This window comes from Roseateles sp. Mitsp63 (genome assembly GCF_059491535.1).
Map to the genome: position 1 here is coordinate 1,814,802 of NZ_CP168509.1, position 19,318 is coordinate 1,834,119.

The window sequence follows — 19,318 nt, forward strand, 5'->3', positions numbered from 1 at the left end:
GGATTACAGGCTGATCGCCACGCTGAAATGCAGGCGCCACTTGTCGACCAGGTTGCCCTTGGCGAAGTCGAAGCGCAGCACGCCCACCGGACTGCGGTAGCGCAGGCCGGTGCCATAGGCCCAGGCGGGGTGGTATTCGTTCCAGTTCTGCGCGGCCTGGCCGGCGTCTAGGAAGACGGCGCCCATCAGCTGCGGGATGCGCGGCGTGAGCGGATGCGAGACCTCGACGCTGCCGTTGAGCATCACGCGGCCGCCGGTCTGGTTGCCGGCGGCGTCCAGCGGGCCCAGGTCGTTGTAGCCGTAGCCGCGCACGCTGTCGTCGCCGCCGGTGCGGAAGCGCAGCGCCTCGGGCAGGCCGATCCGGCTCTTGGCCAGGATCTGCCCGCCCTCGAGCCGGGTCGAGAACAGCCAGCGCCCCGGCAGCGGCGAATACCAGTAGACCTTGCCCGTGGCGCGGGCGAAGGGGCCGTTGCGCTCGGAGGTGCTGTCGGCCCAGCCGCCGCCCACGGTCATGGTCGCGCTCCAGCCGCGCGTGGGTAGCACGCGCGAGTCCAGCCGCCGCCAGGTCATCTGCTGGTTCAGCGAGACGGCGCCGGCCACGGTGGTCGGCAGCTCGGGCTTGTGCTCCCAGGCGCGGATCACCTCGACGTAGCTGAGCCGGTCCTCGGGCTCGGTCTCCTTGGCGTAGCCCAGCCGCGTGCTGAGGTTGAGGTTGGTCTGGCCGTCGTTCTCCAGCCGCTCCACCTTCACCAGCGCCAGGCTGCGCTGCATGTTGGGCTGAGGATGCGAGCTGATCTCGGTATCGATGGCCTGGCGGTTGCGCGCCAGTTCGAGCTTGGTGCGCTCGCGGATGTTCAGGCCGAAGGGCTTGCGGTGCGTGTACTCGATGTTGGCGCTGGGGCCGTCGACGGTCCGGTAGCCGACGCCCAGCGTGACCTGCTGGCGCGCGGCCTCGCGGATCTTCACCGTGACCGGGACCTCGACCGTCTCGGCGCCAGGCGGCGGGGTGACGCTCTCGGGCTGGATCTCGACGCTGGCGCTGTCGAACAGCTGCGTGCCGACCAGCCGCTCCTGGAAGTCCAGCAGCAGCTTCTCGTTGTAGGGCTGATGCAGCTGGTAGCCGGCCAGGCGGCGCACGCTCTCCTCGGGCTGGTGCTTGAGGCCCTCGACGGTCAGCTCGCCGAGCGTGAACAGCGGGCCGCTCTCCAGCGTCACGGCGATGTCGACCTGGTTGTCGTCGGCCTGGACGACGGCCTCGCTGTGCGTCATGCGGGCCAGCGGATAGCCCTGCGCGCGGGCGCGGGTCAGCAGCGCGTTCTTGGCGGCGGCCCAGTCGCCCTGGCTGAAGCCGGTCTGGGGCTGCAGCAGCCAGCCTTGCGTCAAGGTGCGCTCGAGCGCGGTGGCGAGCTTGTCGCCGCGCTCGGCGGCGGCCTTGAGCGGGCCTTCCAGGCGCAGGTCCATCTGACGCACCAGCGCGCGCGGGCCGGTGTCCACGATCAGGCGCAGGTTGCGCACGCCGTCGGAGAGGTCGCCGACCTCCTCGGTCCGGACCTTGGCGTTGAAGTAGCCGGCGGTCTCCAGCAGCTTGGTGGCCTGCTCGGGCGCGACGGCGGCCAGGCGCCGCAGCTCGGCGGCGGTCAGGCGCATGTCCTCGGGCGTGTCGCGGAAGCGCGCCAGGTCCAGGTGCTCCATCAGCAGCGAGCGCAGCTCGGGCGGCGCCTCGATGGTCAGCTCGTAGGCGGAGATGCGCTTGCGCGTGACGTTGGGGTTGGACTCGTCGGGCTCCTCGGCGGCGGCGACCCTGAGCTCGGCCTTGCGGTCGGTGGGCAGCAGCGAGCAGCCGCCCAGCAACGCGCCGGCCAGGCCGATCAGGAGGACCGGCAGCAGGCGCCGCGCGACGGGGAGAGGGGAAGGGCTCGGGATCGGTGCCGTCATCGGTTGAGCATGCGCATCGCCTGTTCGAGGCCGCCCATCGTGAGCGGCATCATGCGTTGCTGCATCAGCTGCTGGATCAGCGAGATGCTCTGGCGGTACTGCCAGACCCCGGCCGGCTCGGGGTTGATCCAGACGTGCTTCGGAAAGGCGTTCGTCAGCCGTTGCAGCCATTCGGCGCCGGCTTCCTCGTTGTTGTATTCGACGCTGCCGCCGGGCTGCAGGATCTCGTAGGGACTCATGGTGGCGTCGCCGACGAAGATCAGCTTGTAGTCGCGGTTGTACTTGTGGATCAGGTCCCAGGTCGACGTCTTCTCGCTGAAGCGGCGCCGGTTGTTCTTCCACACGAAGTCGTAGACGCAGTTGTGGAAGTAGAAGAACTCCAGGTGCTTGAACTCGCTCTTGACGGCGGAGAAGAGTTCCTCGACGCGGTGCACGTGCTCGTCCATCGTGCCGCCGACGTCCATGAGCAGCAGCAGCTTCACCTTGTTGTGGCGCTCCGGGATCATCCGGATGTCGAGCATGCCGGCGTTGGCGGCGGTCTTGTGGATGGTGTCGTCCAGGTCGAGCTCCAGCTCGGAGCCTTCGCGGGCGAAGCGGCGCAGGCGGCGCAGCGCGACCTTGATGTTGCGGGTGCCGAGCTCGATGCCGTCGTCGTAGTCGCGGTAGGCGCGCTGTTCCCAGGCCTTGACGGCGCTGCGCTGGCCGCCGGGGCCGCCGATGCGCACGCCGCGCGGGTTCTGGCCGCCATGGCCGAAGGGGCTGGTGCCGCCGGTGCCGATCCAGCGGTTGCCGCCTTCATGGCGTTCCTGCTGTTCTTCCAGCCGCTGGCGCAGCGTGTCCATCAGTTCGTCCCAGTCGAGCGCCTTGAGCTGGGCGAGCTGCTCGGGCGTGAGTTCGCGCTCGAGCTGCTTGGTGAGCCATTCGGGGGGGAGGGCCTTGACCAGGTCGGTCATCAGCTCGACGCCCTTGAAGTAGGCGGCGAAGGCGCGGTCGAACTTGTCGAACAGGGCCTCGTCCTTGACCAGGGCGGTGCGGGCGAGGGCGTAGAACTTGTCGACGGTGGGGCCGCCGCCGTCGTCGAGGACGCCGGCCTTCATCGCTTCGAGCAGGGTCAGGTACTCCTTGACGGAGACGGGCAGCTTGGCGGCGCGCAGCGTGTAGAAGAACTGGATCAGCATGGGCCTCCCCCTGAACTCCGGGGCATCCGGGCATTATCCATGCCGGGTGGCGGGGAGCCGGGCGTAGCATCGGCGCCAGCACGACTTCGCGGTCGCGAAGCGGCGGAGACAACACCAGGTTGGGATCGGGCGCATGGATCACGGGCGGGGCAACGACGGCGAGAACGCCGAGGTCGAGGCGATGCTGCGCGCGCTCTACGGGGCGATCGTGGAGGAGCGGGGACGCTGGGTCGGTCATTCCGGGCAGTACCGGCTGACGAGCGCGTTCCAGCCGGTGTACAGCTTTCCGCACCGGCGGCCGGTGGGCTACGAGGGGCTGATCCGGGTCGAGGACGACCGCGGGCGGCCGGTGACGCCGGTGACGGCGTTCGAGGGCGTGGGGACCTTCGACGAGCAGGTGCTGCTGGACCGGCTGTGCCGGCTGCTGCACGTGCACAACTTCGTGTCGCAGCGGCAGCCGGACTGCTGGCTGTTCCTGAACATCCATCCGGCGGTGTTCCTGCACGCGGCGCTGCAGGTGCGGATGCTGGCGCGGGCGGTGGAGGTGGTGCACCAACTGGGGCTGCCGACGCACCGGCTGGTGTTCGAGGTCACCGAGGACGTGATGGCGCGCGACGAGAGCTTCGAGGACGCGGTCGAGGCGGCGCGGGCGACGGGTTGCCTGCTGGCGCTGGACGACTTCGGCGTGGGGCACTCGAACTTCGACCGCATCTGGCGGATCCGGCCGGAGATCGTGAAGCTGGACCGCTCGCTGCTGAGGCGCTCGCGCGGGTCGAGGCGGATGGCGCGGGTGCTGTCGCAGATGGTGGCGCTGCTGCATGAATGCGGCTCGCTGGTGCTGTTGGAGGGCATCGAGACGGCGGAGGACGCGCAACTGGCGATGGATGCGGACGTGGACCTGGTGCAGGGTTTCGCGTTCGGGCATCCGGCGCCGTTCCTGAGGGACGGGCCGGGGGTGTCGTCGGCGCTGGAGGAGGTGTGGAGCCTGTTCAACGAGCGGCAGACGCAGCTGCGGCAGGACCACCTGGATCGATTGACGCCGTTCCGCACGGCGATCGCGCTGGCGCTGCAGCCGCTGCAGCAGGGCAAGACGCTGAGGGAGGCGGTGGAGCCGTTCCTGAAGCTGGAAGGGGCGCAGATGTGCTACCTGCTGGACGAGGAGGGGCGGGAGCTCGGTCCGAGGGCGGTGCCGGCGAGCGGGCCGGCGCAGCTCGATCCGCGGTTCCTGCCGATGGAGCGCGCCGGGGATGCGCGCTGGGCGCGGCGGCCGTACTTCAGGCGGGCGGTGGAGAGCGTCGGCGAGGTGCAGACCACGAGGCCTTACCTGAGCCTGCACGGGGCGCGGATGTGCGTGACCGTGTCGGTCGCGTACTGGCAGGAGGGCCGGCTGCGGGTGCTGTGCGGGGATCTGGACTGGGACGAGGCGTGAGTCCTGGCGGGGGCCGGTTCATCGCGCCTTCAGCACGCCCAGCCGATACGGCAGCCGGTCGTAGTCGGCCGTCGACGCGGGGTCGACACCTTGATACAGGTACTGCATGTTGCAGGCGTTGATGGCCAGGGTCTCGTCGTAGCCGGCGCGGATCATTTCGCCGTGGCTGATGTCGTTGGTCCACCGGGGCCCGTTGAACGAGACATTCGCGGCGCCCGCGAACGGGGCTGACTGCCTGTCCGCCAGCGCCGTCCACGGGCCATCGAGGCTGGTCGCCGTCCAGGCGCGGAAGTAGCGCGGCCCGTAGGCTTCGACCAGCAGCAGGTACTGGTTGGTGCCTTCGACCTTGTAGACGTTGCTCGCCTCGAACAGCCGCGGCGCCTCGTCCGCCATCACCGTCTCGTAGCCGGAGAAGTTCGGGAAGTTGCCGATGGCGGTCTTGGAGCGATACAGCTTGCCGTCGTCGGCCGAGAAGAACAGGTGGCAGTTCTCGCTGTCGCAGATGACCCAGTAGTCGAGCGCGTGGGGCGGCCCCCCGCTGAGCAGGGGTTTGGGCGCCGTCCAGCCGTCGGGATTCGCGATGTCGGTGTTGGTGGAGTACTTGGCGCCCCACTGCGAGATCAGGTACCACTTCTTGTGCGGCCGGAAGTAGAAGACCTGCGGCGCGACGGCGTCGCCCACCGGCTTGCCGGCCAGCGGCACCTGCACCGCGCTCGCGGCCTTGGAGAAGTCGCTGAAGTTCAGATAGACGGCGCTCCAGGCGTTCCTGGACGTATCGAAGACCGTCGCGAAGACGTGATAGAGATCGTTGTAGCGGACGATCGTCGGATCCTTGATGGACACGAAGTTGGCCGACTGCGGCGCGATCAGGGCCTGCGTGGAAGTCCATGAGAACGAGGACGGGAGGGCGCAGGGGGCTGGTGCCGGAGCTGGAGCCGGTGCTGGTGCTGGTGCTGGAGCAGGTGCTGGTGCTGGTGCTGGTGCTGGTGCTGGTGCTGGACCAGCAACTGGCGAAGACGCGGGGGCGGGCGCTGGCCCGCTGGCGGTTGGCTGATTCGCCGAGTTGCCCTCGCTGCCGCCGCCGCCGCAGGCCGTCAGCAGAAACGGCACCAGCGCCCAGCCTCTGATGACTGCCGACAAGACCCGGGCGGCGCTCGAGGGATCGGCGTTGCAGGCGCGAGAGGTCATGGCGGCGCGGGGGCTGATGGAGAGAGGGGTCAGTTGGTTTTCCCGACGAAGGTCGTCAGGCCGTACGCGATCGGCGCGGTGAAGCGGCCCTGCGCCACCGGGATCGATGCCGGGATCTGCTGCGACGCCGATCCGAGCGACAGGTTGCCGTCCGTGCCGATGGCGCCCAGGGCGGTGTTGGCCGTCACGTAGGCCGACACGGCGCTGCCGTCGGCGCCGGGGAGGGCGAAGGTGCGCGTGGTCGCGGCGCCCGAGTTGGCGACGACGACGGCGAAGTCGCCGGTGGCCGGGTTCTTGAAGGCGGTGATGAGGAGTCCGGGAGCGCTGCCGTCGACGCCGATCCGCACCCATCCCGGACGCACGAAGCGCGAGTAGTTGCCCAGGGCGAAGAGCCGCTTGGTCAGCTGGAAGTCGCCCTTCCTGCCGATCAGGCCTTCGTTGTCGTCGTTGATGCCGTTGAGCCACCAGTAGTGCCAGGCGGTCACGTTGCCCGAGACGATCGCCTCGTTGATCCACGCGCCGACTTTCAGCGCGTTCGCGATGGAGGGATCGAAGGCCTCGAATGAGGACTGCTCGGTTTCCCACAGCGGCTTGTTCAGCGACTGGTACTTGCCGACGCCGCCGTACTGGTGCGTGGCGTAGATGCCGACGTAGCCGCGGGCCGCGGGATCGGCGTTGATGGCCGAGGCATAGCTCCAGAGCTTGTCCCACGACGCCGATTCGGGCGCCAGGATCCTGGGCGGAGCAGGCAGGTTCAGCGCGGCGACGGCGGCCCCGAGCCGGCCGACGAAGGCCGCCATGTCGGGGAAGGTGTACAGGCACATGTCGTAGACGCCCTTCGTGTCGAAGTCCGGCTCGTTCTGAGCGGAGATCGCGTACAGGGGGCTGCCGACGTTGCCGTTGAAGTTGGTGACGAACGACGCGAGGGTGGTGGCCCAGGTGGCATAGGCGTCGCTGCGCAGCGAGCCGGAATTGAGGTCGCCCGTCGTCTTCAGGCTGGCCGGGGGCGACCAGGGCGAAGCCCAGACCTTGGCGCCGCGCGCGATGGCGAGCTTGGCGTTGTTCCAGGTGGAGAAGGTGCCGCCGTCGCGGTTGATGCCCATGCGCAGCAGCGACAGGCCGATCCCGGACGACGTGTTGAAGTACAGGTCGGCCTGCGCGGTGGTCAATGGCCCATGCCAGGCATCGGAGGCGCCGAAGCCATCCATGGTCTGGTGGACGTCGGTCCACTTGAGGGTGAAGTCAATCGCGGATGTCGGCGGGGGCGCGGGAGCGGGCGCTGGTGCAGGCGCGGGCGCAGGTGCCGGAGCTGGCGAGGGTGCAGGCGCAGGTGCCGGAGCGGGTGCCGGAGCGGGTGCTGGTGCTGGTGCTGGTGCTGGTGCTGGTGCTGGTGCTGGTGCCGGAGCCGGAGCAGGAGCAGGAGCTGGTGCCGGACCAGGGGCGGGTGCAGGTCCAGGCGCAGGTGCAGGTGCAGGTGCAGGTGCAGGTGCGGGTGCAGCCGAAGGCCCAGATGCGGGGGAGCCGGAAGTGGAAGGCGTCGGGGTGGCGCTGTCGCTCCCTCCGCCGCCACACGCCGCGAGCGTGGAAGCCACGAGAAGGCCCAACAGGGTGAATTGCGAGGGCGCGCGGCCAGTGCTTGCGGACATGTGGAGTCGGGCGGGAGACGTGAGACGCGCGGATTCTTGCGGACAGGTCGCGTTCGTCCTACCGCAGGCGCGCATTGGCCGGCGGGATTCGTTTCCTTGGAATGGACTCGATGCGGCATGGGCGAGGATGGCCCGATGCGGGCGAAGCCCGCGCGAATCGGCATTCCCGTCGACCGGTGCATGAATGTCTTCACGCCGCCAGAACGGCGCGGTGATGACTTCGTTGGATTCAATCGGGCTGGCCCGACACGCCTTTTACGCTCTCTTGCGTCTTGCTCGTGGTGCGGCCGCCTCATTGCGCCAGCGGGTTGGCAAGACCTGACACGCACGGAGCATTGATGACACGCTGCTCCTGACAGTTTTGCCTCGGGGCGCTCATGGCCGTCGGGCAGAATCTCGCCCACAAGTCAGGGAGTGAGGGAACGACTCGATGTCGGGCACGAAGAGGCCCGCAGAGCGGTTCATGAAGACGTGCACCGACCGTGCGCGAATCTCCCTGCGCTTGCCATTCAACAGGCGATCGGGAGAGTTCCAGTGAAGCGGCTAAGAAGACAGGTGATGAGTGGCGCGGTGCTCGCGCTGGTCGGCGGTTCGACGCACGCGGCCGACTGCTGGCATTTGTGGGAGGCCGGAGGTCAGGTCGAAAGCGTGATCAAGGCGAAGTTCGGGGACGCGTTCTACAACAGGTGCTATCCCGACCCCGGCTCGCTGCAAGCGGCGGTCTATGGATCGGTGACTGAGGAAATCCAGAAGCGTTATCGCTACGAGAACCCCGGCGGCTGGATTTATCCAAGGCTCGTCAGCAAGGCTTGTGGCCTGTCCGTGGATTCCCGCATCACGAGCGGCAAAGTCACGGATTGCAACTACACGATTGAGTTGCGTGCCGTTTCGGATGCGGGCGAGGAGACGCGGCTCGCCGACACCGACGGCCACTTCTCCTTTCTCATGCAGTGCGGCGACTCGCTAAGTTCTCGCTCGCTCGACGGCACATCCAGTCATTGCGCGGTGGTGAAGTCCGCTCTGCCGTCCGTTGACAGCTGCCCTCAGTTCGGCAATCCGGTCCGGCCTCTTGATGGGACGAAAAACCAGATCGTCGACATCCTGAAGTGGGGCCGGGGCCATTCGTTGCGAGCGAGTTACCGGGCGTCGTCCGAGCGGCTGGACGTCGGCCTCGAGGCCAGGGGGGACGACTCCTTCGGCACCCTCTGGTTCAGCAACCTGCACCGGCGCGGCCATGTCCAGGCGTATGGCTGGGGCACCGATTATCAGCAGGTCCTATTCCAACGCGGAGGTGGGATCTGGAAGACCTTCGACAGGCGTGGCACTCGAGCGGCCACGGTCCTCGAGATCGATCCTCCACCGGTGCTGCCGGCGTGGGGTTCCGGCGAGTGGCTCTACTTCGACACGCAGGCGGGGGCGATCGAGCGCTATACGGGCCTCGAAGACGGCGTGCTGCAGTCGATCAGCTACATCGACGGGCGGACTCTGACCTACGAGCGTGACGGTATCTTCCTGAACGACGACAAGGACAATGAGACCTTCCTCGATCACATATTGACCCCAGTGGTGAGCTCAATCACCGACGAGGCGGGCAGAAGGCTGGTGTTCAAGATGGAGGGCGACAGGCCCGACAAGTATCTGTTCGCAACCCACGCTCGCATCAAGGCAGTCATCGACCCGGCTGGGCAGCGCTACGACTTCACTTACCGCGGTCGGTACGCTCTTGAATCGGTGAAATATCCCGACGGCAGCTCTATCCAGTACGAGTACGAGGGCCCGAACCTTGTGCGCACCATCGGCGAGGACGGTGTCGTCTTCGGCCGCTATGCCTATGACGCGGCCGGCCGCGCCATTTCCACGCAGACGGGCACGGGTGGAGAGAGGTGGCAGTTCGCCTGGGACACCGCGCCCGTGTGGGGCATGACCGAGACGCTTGCCGAAGGGTCTCGGCTCTTGAATCGGACCATCCAGCCGCCCAGCCCGGTGGCAGCCACCGTGACCGGGCCGGACGGCCGCGCCTTCACGATGACGAGCGAGGTCATTGGCGGAACGGCGATGTTGAAGACCAACAGCCAACCCGCGGGCGCTGGCTGTGCGGCGGCGACGTCCGCGGTGGACAACGATAGCTACGGCGATCCGATTCGCCGGGTCGACTTCAACGGTGGCCAGACCTGCCTGGCTCATGTGCCGGGACGACATCTGGAGGTGTTGCGTGTCGAAGGGCTCGCGGCAGGCGCGGCCTGCGCGCCGGTACTGACGGACGGCGCGGCGCTGCCTGCGGGCGCTCGCAAGGTAAGTACGCAGTGGCATCCGCGCTGGCGTCTGGAAACGAAGACGGCGGAGGCGCTGCGGATCACCACGCAGGTCTACAACGGCCAGCCGGACCCGTTCAATGGCAACGCGATCACGAGTTGCGCACCCGCCGACGCGAAGCTGCCGGACGGCAGCGCCATCGTCGTGCTGTGCAAGCGCGTCGAGCAGGCGACAACGGACGAGACCGGTGCTCAAGGCTTCAATGCGACGCCGCAAAGCGGCGTGGCCGCACGCGCCACGAGTTGGACCTACAACGCCACCGGCCAGGTGCTCACGGAGACCAACCCGCTGGGCAAGGTGGTCGTGACCAACGTGTACTACGCCGACACGACGGCCGATCACACGAAGGGGGACCTTCAATCGACGAGCAACGTGCTCGGCCACCTGACGCAGTTCCCGCGCTACAACGCGTACGGCCAGCCGCTGGAGATGATCGACACGAACGGCATCGCGACGACCTATGCGTACGACGCGCGCCAGCGCCTGCTGTCGACGACCACGCAAGGCGCGGTCACCGGCTACGAGTACTGGCCCACGGGCTTGCTGAAGAAGGCGACCCAGCCGGACGGCAGCTTCGCCACCTACGAGTACGACGACGCGCATCGCCTCGTCGCGGTGGCCGACTCGCTGGGCAATCGCATCGAGTACACGCTGGACCAGAGCGGCAATCGGACGCAGGAAGTCGCCAAGGATCCGCAAGGAACGCTGCAACGGGCCATGAGCCGCGCGTACGACGCCCTCGGGCGCGCACAACAGACGACGGGCAGGGAGTAAGTCATGAAGCGAGAAGACAGGCACTCGAAGTGCCGGAGCGCGATCGCGTCTGCGATTGCCGCAGGCCTCACTGCGATCGCATCGATCGCTCACGCGGCGACGCTGCCACCACCACCGGTCTCGCCCGCACCGGTGACGGACTACGAGTACGACGCCAAGGGCAATCCAACCAAGGTCATCAAGGCCAAGGGCGTCTCGGGTTTTGGCTTCGCCACGTCGAACGCATATGACGCGCTCGATCGCGTGAAGACCAATACCGACGCTCGCAACGGCGTGACGACGCTGGGCTACGACGGACTCGATCAGCTCAAGCAGGTCACGGACCCGAGGCAACTGGTCACCTCGTACCAGCGCAACGGGCTGGGCGATCTGAATCAGCTCACCAGCCCCGACACCGGCACCGCCAACAGCACCTTCGACGCGAACGGCAACCTGCTCACGCGAACCGACAGCCGCGGCGTTCTGGGCACCTACGCGTATGACGACCTGGATCGAATGACCTCGGCGGTCTACACGAAGAGCGGTCAGCCGACGCTGAGCTACTCGTGGACCTATGACCAGACGGGAGGCAGCTTCGGTGCCGGTATCGGCCGTCTCACCACGGCCACCAGCCCGGCCGGGAACACCAAGTACGGCTACGACGGTTTCGGTCGAGTGACCAACGTGATCCAGACCGTCGGGTCGATCGTGCTCACCACCCGCTACGGCTACGACCTGGCCGGACACATCACCAGCATCACGTACCCCTCGGGACGCGTGCTGACCATCGCCTATGCCAACGGCCTGCCGGTCAGCATGAGCCTGGCCAAAGACGCGAGCAGCACCGCCAGCCCGCTGATCAGCCAGATCCAGTGGACTTCCTTTGGCGCTCTGCAGAGCTGGCAGATGCAGCTGAACTCCGGCGCCAAGCTGCAGGAGCGGGTCTACGACCAATACGGACGCCTCGTCCGTTACCCGCTCGGCTCGGTGGTCCGCGACATCACCTACGACGCAGCCGACCGAATCGTCAGCTACACCCACCTGGATGCAACCACCGGCCAGGTGACCGCCGAAGCCCAGGCGATGAACCAGAGCTTCAGCTACGACGAGATGGGCCGGCTCACCGGCATCGTCACGCCGACTGCGAACTGGACCATCGGCTATGACGCCAATGGCAACCGTACCGGCGTGACGCTCAATGGCGCCACGTCGACCTACACGACCGAGACCACGAGCAACCGGCTCTCAAGCATTGCCAACCCGGCTCGCAGCTTCGCCTACGACCCAGCAGGCAACACGCTGAGCGACACGGGCATCGCCTACACGGCGATCTACGGCCTGGATAACCGGCTCGCATCGCTCACGCGCGCGGGTGTCACGACCAGCTTCAACTACGACGCGGCAGGACAGCGCGTGCGCAAGGTGACGGGTCCTTCCATGCCCCACTTCGCGTACGACCTGAATGGCCAGTTACTCGGGGAATACAACAGCAGCGGTGGAGTGCTGCAGGAATTCGTTTGGCTCGGAGGTACGCTGATCGCCGTGCTCACGAACTCGACGACGGCTGAGCTGCGGGTGTATTACGCATACTCCGATCACCTGAATGCGCCGCGCGTGATCGTGAACTCGGCTGGGGACGTGCGCTGGCGCTGGATTTCGGAACCCTTTGGGACCACGGCGGCAGAATCGATTCCCAACTCGCTCGAAAACCTTGTCGTCAATCTGCGCTTCCCAGGGCAGTATTTCGACAAAGAGTCGGGGCTTAATTATAATTATTTCCGGGACTATGATCCTACGATTGGGCGATACGTCGAGTTCGATCCATTAGGAATTTTGCCCGGATCTGAAACGCCTGCTGGCGCCTATCTTAAGCTGAGCGCGAGAATGAAAACAAAGTTGGCCGCTCAGTTTCGCGATTTGAATCAGCCATATGCATATGTTGAAGACGATGTCGTCAATAAAATTGACGCGGAAGGTTTGCAGGCGGCGAGCTTGGGTGCCAGTATTGTGAGTAACGGCGTTGGAGGCGCGACTCGAGGCGGTTGGGCCGGGGCTCTGGTAGGCATCGGCCTCGGCATAATAAGCTCTGAGGCTTGCAAGCCCACTGAGCGAGATTTGAATGAGCGCGAGTGCGATAAAGATTATGACACAGGGAAGGCTTTTTGCCACGCCATGGCGGTTACTAAGGGAAGAAGAAAGGGTACTAAGAAGTATGCGGAAACCTATTCGCGTTGCATGGCGCTGGTTGAAGAAGCTTACGTCGAATGTTACAGAAATGCGGGAAAATGATGAAACTTAAACCGAGCGATCTCATTATTCGTTTTGAGTCCGAGGAAAACGTAGTGCGTCTGCTTATTCCTCACTCTGGTGCTGGACAGGACGCGATGAAACGATTTTTCGAGATTCAGGTAGGCGAAGAGGTAACGGTCTCGAATTTTGCTGAAGAGATTGGAATCGCAGTTGCGTCCTTCCTTCATGCTCGTCATGGTGACAGATTCAAGGTGGTTGAGTCGGAGGAAGAGGACGAGGGCGACCTAGGTGGTCAGTCCGCCTTTGAGGATGCGAGATTGCTGATAGACCGTATCAATGATGATTCGACACTTGAAGACCTGGAATGCATCGATGTGCTTTTGAAGCGGGCCAGTCTTGGAGGGGATGCTGCAGCATCCGAGTATCTTCGCACTATGTGGCCAAAGCTCAGGAGTGTATTTGTCCGACGCGTGACGAGAAACGTGTAGTAGCTAATCAAGAGCAAGAAAATGCGGCGGAGAAGATGTTCGCCGTAAATGAAATGGGCCTGCATTCGCAGGCCCATTCTTTAATGCTTCGAGGACTTACTTCCCTTTGCGCTTCCCGCCGGTCTTCGGCGCCCCGTCATACCGCTTCAGCCACTCGAAGAACTCCGCATACCAGAGCTTCGAATTCCTCGGCTTCATGACCCAGTGGTTCTCATCCGGGAACCACACCAGCCTGGCGTCCACCCCTTGCGCCTTCAGCGTGTTGTAGTACGCCAGCCCCTGCGCATCCGGCACGCGGTAATCCAGCTGTCCGTGGATCACCAGCGTCGGTGTATTGAAATGCTGCGCGTACCCGATCGGGCTCTGCGCCGCGACCTTCGCCGGGTCCTTCCAATACGCGGTCCCGAGTTCCTTCGCATGCCACAGGTACGCGTCGTTCGCATACATCGCCGTCCAGTCGTAGCACCCCGCATGGCAGACATACGCCTGGTATCTGCCCGCCGGCACGTGTCCGTTCATCCACGCGACCATGTAGCCGCCGTAGCTCCCGCCCGTGGCGAAAACCCGCTTTGAATCCGCCCATTTCTGCTTGAGCAGCAGATCCGTCGCGATCTCCACGTCCTGCAGTTCCAGCTCGCCCCAGCGCCCGGTGATCGAATCCGCGAACCGATTCCCGAAGCTCGACGAGCCGTGATAGTTCACGCACGCGACCACATACCCCTGCGCCGCCATCGTCTGGTGGTTCCAGCGCCAGTGCCAGCTGTCGCCCATCGCCGTGTGCGGACCGCCGTGGATCAGGTGCATCAGCGGCGCCTTCTTCTTCCCGTCGAATCCCGGCGGGTAGTACAGCCACATCTGCACCAGCTCGCCCAGCGCCCCCTCGTACCAGAGTTCCTCCACCTCGCCGACGCGCAGCGCCGCGAGCGCCTCGTCGTTGAAGGCCTCGATGCGATGCAGCTCTTGCTCCTGCGCATCGCCCTCGCGCTCCACCACCGACAGCCGCGGCGGGAAGGACGCGCTGTCGTGCAGCACGACCAGCGTGCCCGCCTCGAGCGCGAAGGCCCCCACGTGCCCGCCCTCGCACAGCGGGAACGCGTGCAGCGTCTTCACGTCGAAGCGGTACAGGTGCCGCCGCCCCTGCAGCTCCGCGCAGAACAGCACGCCCAGGTCGTCCTCGTCCCAGCGCAGCGGCGCGGCGACCTCCTGGTCCCAGTCCTCCGACAGCACCGCCCAGTGGCCCTGCGTGTCCAGCACGCCGAGCTGCTGCGGCATCGTGTGCTTCAAGCCCTGATGGCAGGCGACGAACGCGATGTGATGCCCCGCGTGGCTGTACACCGGCGCGACCAGGTCCCACGCCGGCTCATGCAGCAGCACCTGCGCCCGGCCCGAGCGCACGTCGATCTCCGCCAGCGCGTTGCGATGCTCCAGCGTCTTGGGCGTGTTCGGGTCGAAGCTGAACACGATCCGTCCGCCGTCCGGCGAGATGTCGAAGGTGTCCGCATCCGGCTCCGCGCGGCTGAGCTCGAACTCGGTGCCCTCGAACAGATCCCGCACTTCGCCGCTGCCCAGCTCCACCACATGCAGATGCGGCACGCGGCCCATCGGCAGCGAGTGATCCCAGAAGCGGTAGAAGCCTTCCTCCGTCACATAGGCCGATTCCTTGCGGTCCTTCTCGGCCTTGCGGCGCTCCGCCTGCGCGGCCAGGCCCTTCAACGCCGGATCGACCCACGACACGAAGGCCAGCCGCTTCCCGTCCGGGAACCACTTGAACGACTCGACGCCGAACGGCATCCGCGTCACCCGGCGCGCCTCGCCGCCATCGGGCGGGATCACGTAGAGCTGCGGCGCCTCGTCCTTGTCGCCTTCCTGCTCGCGGCGCGAGACGAAGGCCACCAGGTCCCCCTGCGGGCTCCAGCGCGGCTGCCCGTCCTTCTCGCCCGCCGAGGTCAGCACGCGCGGATCGCCGCCCAGCGTCGACAGCAGCCACAGCGAGGTCGCGCCCCGGTTCTTCTCCATGTCGAAGCGCGTCACCGGCACCACCGCCTGCGCGCCGTCGGGCGAGAGGCTGGGCGCGCCCAGCCGCGCCAGCGCCCACAGCGCGTCGGCGTCGAAGGACTTCAGCGCCTTCGGCGCCGCGGATTTCTTGCTGGTCTTCTTCTTGGACGTGGCCATCAGGCGCTCCGGGGCTTGTCGAGTTGCCACTGCAGGTGGTTCTGGATCGTCGGCCATTCGGCCGCGGTGATGCTGTAGACGCAGGTGTCGCGCAGCGTGCCGTCGGGCATGCGCAGGTGCGAGCGCAGGATGCCGTCCAGTTGCGCGCCCAGCCGCTCGATCGCGCGCCGGCTCTGCTGGTTCAGGCGATGGGTGCGGAACTCCACCGCGATGCAGCCCAGCGTCTCGAACGCATGGCGCAACAGCAGCAGCTTGCACTGCGTGTTCAAGCCGCTGCGCTGGCACGAGGCCCGCGTCCAGGTCGAGCCGATCTCCACACGCCGGTTCGCCGCGTCGATGTGCATGTAGCTCGTCATGCCGGCGACGCGGCCATCGGCGTCGGACACCACGAACGGATTCATCGAGCCCGCGTCGCGCAGGCCCAGGCGGCGGTCGATCTCGGCGGCCATGCGCTCGGGCGCCGGCACCGACGTGTACCAGAGCTTCCAGAGCTGGCCGTCGTCGGCGGCCTCGGACAGCGCGGCCAGGTGCGCGGGGGAGAGCGGCTCGAGCCGCGCGTGCGGACCGGTCAGCGTGACCGGCGCGGTGAACGGATTGGAAGCGGTCATTCGTTCGTGCCGGCCCACCGGCCGGGAGTGGGAGAAGAGAGGAGGGCGCGGCGGCGGGCTCAGCCCTTGCCGCCGAGCAGCCAGCGCCGCAGCAGCCAGCGGCAGCCGCCCATGCCCACGAGGATCAGCGCCAGACCGAGGATCTGCGGCAGGCCCCAGCCGGGCACGCCAACGAATTCCCAGCCCAGCGCGCGCCCCGCCAGCAGCCCGATCACGCCGCCGCCGACGAAGCCCAGCGAATCCGCCAGCGCGGCACGCCAGGCGGTGTTGAAGTCCTGGCTCATCGCGGCGGGCCTCAGCGGTTGCGGCTCTGCATGTAGACGAGCTTCTCGAACAGCGTCAGGTCCTGCTCGTTCTTCAGCAGCGCGCCCACCAGCGGCGGGATCGCCACCTTGTCGTCCTGCGTCTGCAGCGCCTCGGCCGGGATGTCCTCGGCCAGCAGCAGCTTGAGCCAGTCGATCAGCTCCGAGGTCGACGGCTTCTTCTTCAGCCCCGGCAGCTTGCGCACGTCGTAGAAGGTCTTCAGCGCCGCCGCCAGCAGCTCCTTCTTCAGGCCCGGGAAGTGCACGTCCACGATGGCCTGCATCGTGTCGGCCTCGGGGAACTTGATGTAGTGGAAGAAGCAGCGGCGCAGGAAGGCGTCCGGCAGCTCCTTCTCGTTGTTGGACGTGATGAACACCAGCGGCCGGTGCCTGGCCCGCACCCACTCGCGGGTCTCGTAGACGTAGAACTCCATCCGGTCGAGCTCGCGCAGCAGGTCGTTGGGGAACTCGATGTCGGCCTTGTCGATCTCGTCGATCAGCAGCGCCACCGGCGTCTCCGACGTGAAGGCCTGCCACAGCGTGCCCTTGACGATGTAGTTGGCGATGTCGCGCACCTTGTCGTCGCCCAGTTGGCTGTCGCGCAGCCGCGAGACGGCGTCGTATTCATACAGGCCCTGCTGCGCCTTGGTCGTGCTCTTCACATGCCACTGCAGCAGCGGCACGCCCAGGGACTTGGCGACCTCCTCGGCCAGCAGCGTCTTGCCGGTGCCCGGCTCGCCCTTGACCAGCAGCGGCCGCTTCAGCGTGATCGCCGCGTTCACCGCCAGCATCAGATCGGGCGTGGCGACGTAGTCCTGGGAACCTTGGAATTTCATGAGCGGTTTCTCTAGCGCAGCGGTGAAAACCAGTATATAGGGCCCCCCCTATAATCGCGCCGCCCCAAATCCTCGATGATCGGGACCATGAGAAGACAACTGCAGATCTCCCTCGCGTTGATGCTGGCTGGAAGTGCGTTTGTTGTATCCGCTCAGTCCAACGCTCCCTCGTCGCCCGCGCCCGGACAAGCGCCGGCGGCCACCCCCGCGGCAACACCTGGCCCCCAGCCGCCGGTGCAGGCCAAGGTCGCCATGTGCATCGGCTGCCACGGCATCCCGGGCTACCAGGCCACCTTCCCCGAGGTGCACAAGGTCCCGATGATCGCCGGCCAGAACGCCAAGTACATCGCCTCGGCCCTGACCGCCTACGCCAAGGGCGACCGCAAGCATCCGACGATGCGCGGCATCGCGCAGCCGCTGGGCGACAAGGACATCGCCGAGATCTCCGAGTACTACGCCGGCCTGGCCAAGGTCGACGCGGTCCCGGCCACCGTCGAGGCCCCCGCCGACATCAAGAAGCTGCTCGACAAGGGCGCCTGCGCCAGCTGTCACGGCGCCAACTTCAGCAAGCCCATCGACGGCACCTACCCGAAGATCGCCGGCCAGCACGCCGACTACCTCTACGTGGCGCTGAAGTCCTACCAGTCCGACAACAAGACCTACATCGGCCGCGCCAACGCGGTCATGGCCGGGCAGGTCAAGCAGTTCAGCCATGCCGAACTCAAGCAGCTGTCCCAATACCTGGCCAGCCTGCCGTCCGAACTCCGTACAGTCCCGCAGTCCCGGTTCCGCTGAACCGTGGCACGCTGAGCCCCGGTCCCCCGGGCCGCGCGGCGACAATCACGAACCGCCCCGAGGGGCGGTTTTTTTCATGGTCGTCTGACTGTGCGAGCGCCAGGGAGGGCGCCATACTGTGTTGTCCTGGACGAAATCGCCAGTCATGCTGAAGAAGATCCCGACCGCGGACGTGAAGCTGGGCATGTACCTGCAGGGGATGGAGGGCTCCTGGCTCTCGCACCCGTTCTGGAAGACCAAGTTCGTCCTGACCGACCCCGAGGACCTCAAGGCCCTGAAGGCGAGCGGCGTGCCGTTCTGCTGGATCGATGCGTCCAAGGGGCTGGATGTCGAGGCGCCCGCGCCGGCCGTGGCGGCGGCCCCGCCCGCGCCGGTCGAAGCCGCCCCGGCGGTGATCGCCGCGCCGCCGAAGCGGGAACTCGGCACCGCGCCCGCGTCGATGGGCGATGAACTGGAGCGCGCCGCGCAGGTGGTGCAGCGGTCCAAGCGCGCGGTGATGAGCCTGTTCGGCGAGGCCCGGCTGGGCCGGGCGGTCGACGCGGAGGAGTGCCTGCCGCTGGTGGAGGAGGTCGCCAGCTCGGTGGCCCGCAACCCGTCGGCGCTGATCAGCCTGGCGCGGCTCAAGACCAAGGACGATTACACGTACATGCACTCGGTGGCCGTGTGCGCGCTGATGGTGTCGCTGGCGCGGCAGATGGGGCTCGACGAGGCGAAGACGCGCGAGGCCGGGCTGGCCGGTCTGCTGCACGACATCGGCAAGATGGCGATGCCGCTGAACGTGCTGAACAAGCCGGGCGCGCTGACCGATGCCGAGTTCGCCATCATGCGCGACCACCCCGCGCGCGGCTTCGAGATGCTGAAGGAGGGCACGTCGGTGCCCGAGGCGGCGCTGGACGTGGCGCTGCGGCATCACGAGAAGATGGACGGCACCGGCTATCCCGGCAAGCTGGCCGGGGAGCAGATCAGCCTGCTCTCGCGCATGGGCGCGGTGTGCGACGTCTACGACGCGATCACCTCGAACCGGCCCTACAAGAACGCGTGGGATCCGGCCTCGTCGCTGGCGCGGATGGCGCAGTGGTCGGGGCATTTCGATCCGCGGGTGTTCCAGGCCTTTGTCAAGTGCGTGGGCATCTATCCGGTGGGGACGCTGGTGAAGCTGCAGTCGGGCCGGCTGGCCGTGGTGCTGGAGCAGAACGTGACGGCGCTGACGGCGCCGCGGGTGCGGGTGTTCTATTCGACCAAGTCGCAGATGCCGATCCCGACGCAGGTGCTGGATCTGTCGTCGGCGGGCGCGACCGACCGGATCATCGGCCGCGAGGATCCGGCGGCCTGGGGCTTCCAGAAGCTCGACGAGCTGTGGCAGGCGCCGTCCGCGTGAGCGGCGGTTCACGCGACAACGGCAAGTCTCGGTAGGCGGCACAGACT

Annotated in this window: 16 protein-coding genes; 8 read left to right on the plus strand and 8 right to left on the minus strand. The window is 66.7% G+C overall.

All coding sequences use genetic code 11. The features are described 5' to 3' along the window. Positions 1-3 precede the first annotated feature (3 nt). Both ACEN96_RS07970 and ACEN96_RS07975 read right to left on the minus strand, forming a co-directional pair. Positions 4-1,935 carry an autotransporter assembly complex protein TamA gene (locus tag ACEN96_RS07970; protein ID WP_495587492.1) on the minus strand — a complete coding sequence of 644 codons (1,932 nt, stop codon included), beginning with the start codon at positions 1,933-1,935 and terminating at the stop codon, positions 4-6. Then, on the minus strand, positions 1,932-3,113 hold the full coding sequence (locus tag ACEN96_RS07975) for a vWA domain-containing protein (protein ID WP_495587493.1): 1,182 nt from the start codon (positions 3,111-3,113) through the stop codon (positions 1,932-1,934). The genes ACEN96_RS07970 and ACEN96_RS07975 overlap by 4 nt, the downstream gene beginning before the upstream one ends. Before the next feature lie 133 nt (positions 3,114-3,246). Between ACEN96_RS07975 and ACEN96_RS07980 the strand changes: the two genes are divergently transcribed. Beyond that, positions 3,247-4,542 carry an EAL domain-containing protein gene (locus ACEN96_RS07980; RefSeq protein ID WP_495587494.1) on the plus strand — a complete coding sequence of 432 codons (1,296 nt, stop codon included), beginning with the start codon at positions 3,247-3,249 and terminating at the stop codon, positions 4,540-4,542. A gap of 18 nt (positions 4,543-4,560) precedes the next feature. On the opposite strand, the gene ACEN96_RS07985 is transcribed toward ACEN96_RS07980, so the two are convergent. Continuing rightward, complete coding sequence (locus ACEN96_RS07985; RefSeq protein ID WP_495587495.1) at positions 4,561-5,385, minus strand: glycoside hydrolase family 62 protein; 825 nt, start codon at positions 5,383-5,385, stop codon at positions 4,561-4,563. Positions 5,386-5,429: 44 nt separating this feature from the next. Between ACEN96_RS07985 and ACEN96_RS07990 the strand changes: the two genes are divergently transcribed. Continuing rightward, entirely contained in the window at positions 5,430-5,669 is a 240-nt protein-coding gene (locus tag ACEN96_RS07990) for a hypothetical protein (RefSeq protein ID WP_495587496.1), read from the plus strand. Between the two features lie 90 nt (positions 5,670-5,759). Here ACEN96_RS07990 and ACEN96_RS07995 read toward each other — a convergent pair whose 3' ends face one another. After that, a complete protein-coding gene (locus ACEN96_RS07995; protein ID WP_495587497.1) occupies positions 5,760-6,938 on the minus strand; it encodes a glycoside hydrolase in 1,179 nt (392 codons plus the stop codon). A gap of 44 nt (positions 6,939-6,982) precedes the next feature. Here ACEN96_RS07995 and ACEN96_RS08000 point away from each other — a divergent pair, with 44 nt between their 5' ends. The 4 genes from ACEN96_RS08000 (at position 6,983) to ACEN96_RS08015 (ending at position 13,180) form a co-directional block, all read left to right on the plus strand. Further along, positions 6,983-7,342, plus strand: coding sequence for a hypothetical protein (locus tag ACEN96_RS08000; RefSeq protein ID WP_495587498.1), 360 nt, complete (start codon positions 6,983-6,985; stop codon positions 7,340-7,342). Between the two features lie 592 nt (positions 7,343-7,934). Next, on the plus strand, positions 7,935-10,463 hold the full coding sequence (locus ACEN96_RS08005; protein ID WP_495587499.1) for an RHS repeat domain-containing protein: 2,529 nt from the start codon (positions 7,935-7,937) through the stop codon (positions 10,461-10,463). A gap of 3 nt (positions 10,464-10,466) precedes the next feature. Then, positions 10,467-12,731 (plus strand): RHS repeat domain-containing protein, encoded by a 2,265-nt coding sequence (locus tag ACEN96_RS08010; protein WP_495587500.1) that lies wholly within the window; start codon positions 10,467-10,469, stop codon positions 12,729-12,731. Then, positions 12,728-13,180: a hypothetical protein gene (locus tag ACEN96_RS08015; RefSeq protein ID WP_495587501.1), complete on the plus strand. Its 453-nt coding sequence runs from the start codon at positions 12,728-12,730 to the stop codon at positions 13,178-13,180. Before ACEN96_RS08010 ends, ACEN96_RS08015 begins: the two co-directional genes overlap by 4 nt. A 96-nt stretch (positions 13,181-13,276) precedes the next feature. Here ACEN96_RS08015 and ACEN96_RS08020 read toward each other — a convergent pair whose 3' ends face one another. From ACEN96_RS08020 to ACEN96_RS08035, 4 genes are read right to left on the minus strand one after another with little or no spacing between them, the layout of a single operon-like run. After that, on the minus strand, positions 13,277-15,352 hold the full coding sequence (locus ACEN96_RS08020; RefSeq protein WP_495587502.1) for a S9 family peptidase: 2,076 nt from the start codon (positions 15,350-15,352) through the stop codon (positions 13,277-13,279). Beyond that, positions 15,352-15,960 carry a GNAT family N-acetyltransferase gene (locus ACEN96_RS08025; protein WP_495587503.1) on the minus strand — a complete coding sequence of 203 codons (609 nt, stop codon included), beginning with the start codon at positions 15,958-15,960 and terminating at the stop codon, positions 15,352-15,354. Before ACEN96_RS08025 ends, ACEN96_RS08020 begins: the two co-directional genes overlap by 1 nt. Before the next feature lie 59 nt (positions 15,961-16,019). After that, positions 16,020-16,244: a hypothetical protein gene (locus tag ACEN96_RS08030; RefSeq protein WP_495587504.1), complete on the minus strand. Its 225-nt coding sequence runs from the start codon at positions 16,242-16,244 to the stop codon at positions 16,020-16,022. A gap of 11 nt (positions 16,245-16,255) precedes the next feature. Next, the gene (locus tag ACEN96_RS08035) at positions 16,256-17,098 is read right to left on the minus strand and encodes an AAA family ATPase (protein WP_495587505.1); all 843 of its coding nucleotides are present in this window, start codon (positions 17,096-17,098) and stop codon (positions 16,256-16,258) included. 252 nt (positions 17,099-17,350) lie between these two features. Between ACEN96_RS08035 and ACEN96_RS08040 the strand changes: the two genes are divergently transcribed. Continuing rightward, a complete protein-coding gene (locus ACEN96_RS08040) occupies positions 17,351-17,893 on the plus strand; it encodes a c-type cytochrome (protein ID WP_495588577.1) in 543 nt (180 codons plus the stop codon). Positions 17,894-18,038: 145 nt separating this feature from the next. Then, positions 18,039-19,271, plus strand: coding sequence for a cyclic di-GMP phosphodiesterase (locus ACEN96_RS08045; RefSeq protein WP_495587506.1), 1,233 nt, complete (start codon positions 18,039-18,041; stop codon positions 19,269-19,271). The last annotated feature ends 47 nt before the right edge of the window (positions 19,272-19,318 follow it).

What these genes read in the sequence shown, in the direction of transcription:
- ACEN96_RS07970 (WP_495587492.1), bottom strand. Translation starts at nt 1,935, where the DNA reads ATGACGGCACCGATCCCGAGCCCTTCCCCTCTCCCCGTCGCGCGGCGC.
- ACEN96_RS07975 (WP_495587493.1), bottom strand. Translation starts at nt 3,113, where the DNA reads ATGCTGATCCAGTTCTTCTACACGCTGCGCGCCGCCAAGCTGCCCGTC.
- ACEN96_RS07980 (WP_495587494.1), top strand. Translation starts at nt 3,247, where the DNA reads ATGGATCACGGGCGGGGCAACGACGGCGAGAACGCCGAGGTCGAGGCG.
- ACEN96_RS07990 (WP_495587496.1), top strand. Translation starts at nt 5,430, where the DNA reads ATGAGAACGAGGACGGGAGGGCGCAGGGGGCTGGTGCCGGAGCTGGAG.
- ACEN96_RS07995 (WP_495587497.1), bottom strand. Translation starts at nt 6,938, where the DNA reads ATGGATGGCTTCGGCGCCTCCGATGCCTGGCATGGGCCATTGACCACC.
- ACEN96_RS08000 (WP_495587498.1), top strand. Translation starts at nt 6,983, where the DNA reads ATGTCGGCGGGGGCGCGGGAGCGGGCGCTGGTGCAGGCGCGGGCGCAG.
- ACEN96_RS08005 (WP_495587499.1), top strand. Translation starts at nt 7,935, where the DNA reads ATGAGTGGCGCGGTGCTCGCGCTGGTCGGCGGTTCGACGCACGCGGCC.
- ACEN96_RS08010 (WP_495587500.1), top strand. Translation starts at nt 10,467, where the DNA reads ATGAAGCGAGAAGACAGGCACTCGAAGTGCCGGAGCGCGATCGCGTCT.
- ACEN96_RS08015 (WP_495587501.1), top strand. Translation starts at nt 12,728, where the DNA reads ATGATGAAACTTAAACCGAGCGATCTCATTATTCGTTTTGAGTCCGAG.
- ACEN96_RS08020 (WP_495587502.1), bottom strand. Translation starts at nt 15,352, where the DNA reads ATGGCCACGTCCAAGAAGAAGACCAGCAAGAAATCCGCGGCGCCGAAG.
- ACEN96_RS08025 (WP_495587503.1), bottom strand. Translation starts at nt 15,960, where the DNA reads ATGACCGCTTCCAATCCGTTCACCGCGCCGGTCACGCTGACCGGTCCG.
- ACEN96_RS08030 (WP_495587504.1), bottom strand. Translation starts at nt 16,244, where the DNA reads ATGAGCCAGGACTTCAACACCGCCTGGCGTGCCGCGCTGGCGGATTCG.
- ACEN96_RS08035 (WP_495587505.1), bottom strand. Translation starts at nt 17,098, where the DNA reads ATGAAATTCCAAGGTTCCCAGGACTACGTCGCCACGCCCGATCTGATG.
- ACEN96_RS08040 (WP_495588577.1), top strand. Translation starts at nt 17,351, where the DNA reads ATGTGCATCGGCTGCCACGGCATCCCGGGCTACCAGGCCACCTTCCCC.
- ACEN96_RS08045 (WP_495587506.1), top strand. Translation starts at nt 18,039, where the DNA reads ATGCTGAAGAAGATCCCGACCGCGGACGTGAAGCTGGGCATGTACCTG.